Below are 5087 nucleotides of genomic sequence, written 5' to 3'. Positions count from 1 at the left end.
CGACGCGGTCCGGGCCGCCGACGTGCGCGCCGCCGCCGCCGGCGTCGGCATCGACCTGCAGTTCCGGCCCCTCGTGGAGGCGGCCCGTGAACTCCCCGGCTACGACGTCGTCGTCTCCACCCTGCCGCCTCGCGCCGCGGACGGAACCGGAGCGGACCTCGCCGCCGCCGGCGCCGCGACGCCTGGCATCCTGCTCGATGCCGCGTACGACCCGTGGCCCAGCCGGATCGCCGCGGCGTGGACCGCGGGCGGCGGAACCGTGGTCCCCGGCCTGGAAATGCTGCTCTACCAGGCGATCGAACAGGTCCGGCTTTTCGCAGCCGTCGACGGGCCGATGCCCGCCGAAGTCATAGATGTGATGTGTGACGCAGTAGGGGCACCTCGACGGGTGTTCTGAGTGCCGCACATGGCAGGATGGAAGCTATGTTGCGTTGGTTGACCGCCGGTGAATCCCATGGCCCGGCACTGGTCGGAATTATTGAAGGCGTCCCCGCCGGCGTCGAACTCAGCAGTCCCCGGATCGTCGAGGCGCTTGCCCGGCGCCGGCTCGGCTACGGCCGCGGCGCCCGAATGAAGTTCGAACAGGACGAGGTCAGCATCCTTGGCGGTGTCCGCCACGGCCTGACCCAGGGCGGCCCCATCGCCATCCAGGTGGGCAACACCGAATGGCCCAAGTGGGAACAGATCATGTCCGCGGACCCGGTGGACCCGGAGACCCTCGCGGACCAGGCCCGCAACGCCCCGCTGACCCGGCCCCGCCCCGGCCACGCCGACTTCACCGGGATGCAGAAGTACGGCTTCGACGAGGCCCGCCCCGTCCTGGAGCGCGCCAGCGCCCGCGAGACCGCCACCCGCGTGGCCCTCGGCTCGGTGGCCGCCGCCTACCTCTCCCAGCTCGGCATCGAACTGGTCTCCCACACCGTCTCCATCGCCACCGTCTCCGTCCCTGAGGGCAAGCCCCTGCCGGTTCCCTCGGACGTGCTGGCCCTCGACTCGGATCCGTTGCGCTGCTTCGACCGCGAAACCTCCCACGCCATGGTCGCCGAGGTCGACGCCGCCCACAAGGAGGGCGAAACCCTCGGCGGCGTCGTCGAGGTCCTCGCCTACGGCCTGCCGCCGGGACTCGGCAGCTACGTCCACTGGGACCGCCGGCTGGACTCCCGCCTCGCCGCCGCCCTGATGGGCATCCAGGCGATCAAGGGCGTCGAGGTCGGCGACGGCTTCCTCACCGCCTCGCGGCGCGGCTCGGCCGCCCACGACGAGATCGTCAAGGACTCCGAGGGCCGGATCATCCGCACCTCCAACCGCGCCGGCGGGATCGAGGGCGGCATGAGCATCGGCGACGTGCTGCGCGTGCGCGCCGCCATGAAGCCGATCGCCACCGTGCCCCGGGCCCTCAAGACGGTCGACGTCGCCACGGGCGAGGCCGCCAAGGCCCACCACCAGCGCTCGGACGTCTGTGCGGTCCCGGCCGCCGGCGTCGTCGCCGAGGCCATGGTGGCACTGGTCCTGGCCGAGGCCGTGGCCGAAAAGTTCGGCGGTGACTCGGTTGCCGAGACCGCCCGCAACCTCAAGGGCTACCTGGACAACATCCCGGCGTCCCTGGACTCGATCGGCCACTAGTGCCTGCCAGTGAAACGCCGCGCCGGCAGGCCGGCAGCCGGGCCCCGATCGTCCTGATCGGGCCGATGGCCGTCGGCAAGTCTGCGATCGGCCAGCAGTTGGCGCAGCACCTCGGCGCCCGGTTCATCGACACCGACGCCGAGGTGGTCAGCCAGCACGGCGCCATCGCGGACATCTTCGCCAGCCGGGGCGAGTGTGCCTTCCGCGAGATGGAGGCCCGGGCCGTGTCCCGCGCCGTGGAAGACGCCGCCGAATTGCCGACCGTCATCTCCCTCGGCGGCGGCGCCGTCCTGGACTCGGGCACCCAGCAGCTGCTCGCCGGCTGCACCGTGGTCTATCTCGAATGCGACGCCGGCACGGTGGCGGACCGGATCGCCCGGAACTCCGGCCGGCCGCTGTTGGCAGGGGACGCCATGGAACGGTGGCGGACCCTCTTTGCCACCCGCCAACCGGTCTACGAACGCCTCGCCGACATCGTCCTGGACGTCCGTCACGGCAGCGTCGCGGACCTGGCACACCGACTTGAAGATGCGCTCCGGCGCCCCGCCGGCACCGCCGCGGCGGCCCCGGCGGCAACAAAGAAAGTGGAACTGTGAGCAACGAATCAACCACCATCCCCGTCACCGGCCAGTCGGCGTCGGAGAACTACGACGTCGTCGTCGGCCGCGGCCTGCTCGCCGGCCTCCCGGCGCTGCTGGGGGAGCGGGTCAAGCGCGTCCTGGTCATCCACCCGCGCGCCCTGCGGCTCACCGGCGACGCCGTCCGCGAGGAACTCGGCACCGCCGGCTTCACCGCCCTGACCGCGGAAATCCCCGACGCCGAAGAAGGCAAGCACATCGAGGTCGCCTCCTTCTGCTGGCAGGTGCTCGGCCAGAACGATTTCACCCGCTCCGACGCGATCGTCGCCGTCGGCGGGGGAGCGGTGACCGACCTCGCGGGCTTCGTCGCCGCCACGTGGCTGCGCGGCATCAAGGTGGTCCACATGCCCACCAGCCTGCTCGGCATGGTGGATGCCGCCGTCGGCGGGAAGACCGGGATCAACACCGCCGAGGGCAAGAACCTGGTGGGCGCGTTCCACCCGCCCGCCGGCGTCCTGGCCGACCTGGACACCCTGGACACGCTGCCGAAAAACGAGATCATCTCCGGCCTCGCCGAGGTCATCAAGTGCGGCTTCATCGCCGACCCGGCCATCCTCGACCTGATCGAGAAGGACCCCGTGGGCGCCACCGACCCACGCTCGGAGGTCCTGCGGGAACTGATCGAACGCGCCATCACGGTCAAGGCCCGCGTCGTCTCCGAGGACCTCAAGGAAACCGGACAGCGCGAAATCCTGAACTACGGCCACACCCTGGGCCACGCGATCGAACTCGCCGAGCGCTACTCCTGGCGGCACGGCGCCGCCGTGTCCGTCGGCATGATGTTCGCCGCGGAACTGGCCCGCAGCGTGGGCCGGCTCAGCGACGCCGACTTCGACCGGCACCGGGCCATCCTGGAAAGCCTCGGCCTGCCCACCACCTACCGCCGCGACCGCTGGCAGGCACTGCTCGACGGTATGCGCCGGGACAAGAAGTCCCGCGGCGACCTGCTGCGATTCGTGGTGCTCGACGGCGTCGGCCGTCCGGGAATCCTCGATGTCCCGGACACCTCGCTGCTTTTCGCCGCCTACCAGGAGATTGCCTCCTGATGATCAGCGACAACGGCGGCACCAGCGAGTGGCCGGACGCCGGGTTCCCCGGCATCCGGATCAACCCGCGCACGCTCATGCCGGAACTGGTCAACGAGGAGGCCTGCGCCGACGCCCTCGCCGCGTCGCAGGACCCCACCGACCTGATCTTCGTCCGGCTCGTCGAGGGCCACCCCGGGGAGGCGGCCGAGCTGCTCGCCGAGGCCCGGTACAAGGACCCCGATTCCTTCCGGCTCCGGATGTTCGAGGCGGAGGTGCTGCGCGTCTCGCACCGCTCCGACCGCGCCGTCGAACTCTACCGGCAGCTGCTGGCCGAGGCGCAAGGCACCCCCGAGGAGGCCTCCGTCCGGCAGCACCTGGGCCGCTCCTATTTCGCGGCCGGCAACACCGCTGCGGCCGTCGAGTCCTTCGCCAAGGCCCTGGACCTCCGGGTGGCCGGCGCCGCCGACGCGGCCCTGATCTACTCCTCAACCGTGGCCCTGCAGCGCGCCCGGGACGTGCTGGACCTGGCCTCCTGAGGGACCCCGTCCGGCACTGCATCCGTAAAGCCGGTAGAATGGATCTTGGATTTTTGAAAAACACGCGCGGAGCCGCCCATTGGGCGCGCCCGCATGGCATACACGGCTGGCGGCTTAGACCGGCCATTGACGAAACCTGAGGATACTGTGGCAACGACCAACGACATCAAGAACGGAACCGTGCTGAAGCTGGAAGGCCAGCTCTGGAACATCATCGAATTCCAGCACGTCAAGCCCGGCAAGGGCGGCGCCTTCGTCCGCACCAAGATGCGTAACGTCATGTCCGGCAAGGTTGTCGACAAGACCTTCAACGCCGGCCTCAAGATCGAGACCGCCACCGTGGACCGCCGCGACTACCAGTACCTGTACCAGGACGGCGCCGACTTCGTCTTCATGGACACCTCGGACTTCGACCAGCTGACCGTGCCGGCCGCCACCGTCGGCGACGCCACCAACTTCATGCTCGAGAACCAGATGGTCAACATCGCCATCCACGAGGGCAACCCGCTCTACATCGAACTGCCGCCGAGCGTCGTGCTGGAAATCACCTACACCGAGCCGGGCCTGCAGGGCGACCGCTCCTCCGCCGGCACCAAGCCCGCCACCCTGGAAACCGGCTATGAGATCCAGGTGCCGCTGTTCGTCGAGAACAACACCAAAATTAAGGTCGACACCCGCGACGGCAGCTACCTTGGCCGGGTCAACGACTAGTGAGCGCCCGCGGTAAGGCCCGCAGCAGGGCCCTGGATGTTCTTTTCGAGGCGGAACAGCGTTCCGTCTCCGCATTCGATGTGCTGCGCTCCCGTCGTGAACAGACGGATCAGGTCATCAACCCCTACACCCTGGAGATCGTCGAGGGCGTGGTCTCACACCAGGCCGCCATCGACGAGTTCCTGGAAACCTACTCGCAGGGCTGGTCGCTGGAACGGATGCCGTCCGTAGACCGCATCATCCTGCGCGTGGGCACCTGGGAACTGCTCTACAACGACGACGTCCCCGACGGCGTCGCGGTGAGCGAGGCGGTGGCGCTGGCCAAGACGCTCTCGACGGACGAGTCCCCGTCCTTCATCAACGGCCTGCTGGGCCGGCTGCAGCAGCTGAAGCCGTCGCTGCTGGCCTGATCCGGCCGGCACCGAAGCGCCCCCATGACGGGGGACTCTGCGGCGAAAAACTCCGGGCCGGGGGCCGCCCAAACGGCCGGGGGCCGGCCCTTGGGGGGGGTGTGGGTGTTTTGGCCCCGGTGTTTAAAAACCCGGACCCCC

General features: G+C 69.6%; 6 protein-coding genes and 1 pseudogene. All 7 read left to right on the top strand.

The features are described from left to right. Positions 1-397: pseudogene (locus AB0305_RS22650) on the top strand (shikimate dehydrogenase); the annotation flags it as partial. 26 nt (positions 398-423) lie between these two features. Then, positions 424-1623 (top strand): chorismate synthase, encoded by a 1200-nt coding sequence (aroC, locus tag AB0305_RS22645; RefSeq protein ID WP_364135498.1) that lies wholly within the window; start codon positions 424-426, stop codon positions 1621-1623. A gap of 65 nt (positions 1624-1688) precedes the next feature. Then, positions 1689-2219 (top strand): shikimate kinase, encoded by a 531-nt coding sequence (locus AB0305_RS22640; RefSeq protein ID WP_364135814.1) that lies wholly within the window; start codon positions 1689-1691, stop codon positions 2217-2219. Further along, on the top strand, positions 2216-3307 hold the full coding sequence (gene aroB, locus AB0305_RS22635; RefSeq protein ID WP_364135501.1) for a 3-dehydroquinate synthase: 1092 nt from the start codon (positions 2216-2218) through the stop codon (positions 3305-3307). The genes AB0305_RS22640 and aroB overlap by 4 nt, the downstream gene beginning before the upstream one ends. Then, entirely contained in the window at positions 3307-3825 is a 519-nt protein-coding gene (locus AB0305_RS22630; protein WP_290257743.1) for a tetratricopeptide repeat protein, read from the top strand. The genes aroB and AB0305_RS22630 overlap by 1 nt, the downstream gene beginning before the upstream one ends. A 147-nt stretch (positions 3826-3972) precedes the next feature. Further along, positions 3973-4536 carry an elongation factor P gene (gene efp, locus AB0305_RS22625; protein WP_364135504.1) on the top strand — a complete coding sequence of 188 codons (564 nt, stop codon included), beginning with the start codon at positions 3973-3975 and terminating at the stop codon, positions 4534-4536. Further along, the gene (gene nusB / locus AB0305_RS22620) at positions 4536-4946 is read left to right on the top strand and encodes a transcription antitermination factor NusB (RefSeq protein WP_290257744.1); all 411 of its coding nucleotides are present in this window, start codon (positions 4536-4538) and stop codon (positions 4944-4946) included. The genes efp and nusB overlap by 1 nt, the downstream gene beginning before the upstream one ends. Positions 4947-5087: the final 141 nt, after the last annotated feature.

The sequence above is a fragment of the Arthrobacter sp. NPDC080086 genome (assembly GCF_040702285.1).
The sequence above is the reverse complement of the archived record's forward strand: the minus strand, read 5'-3'. Positions and strand labels throughout refer to the sequence as shown.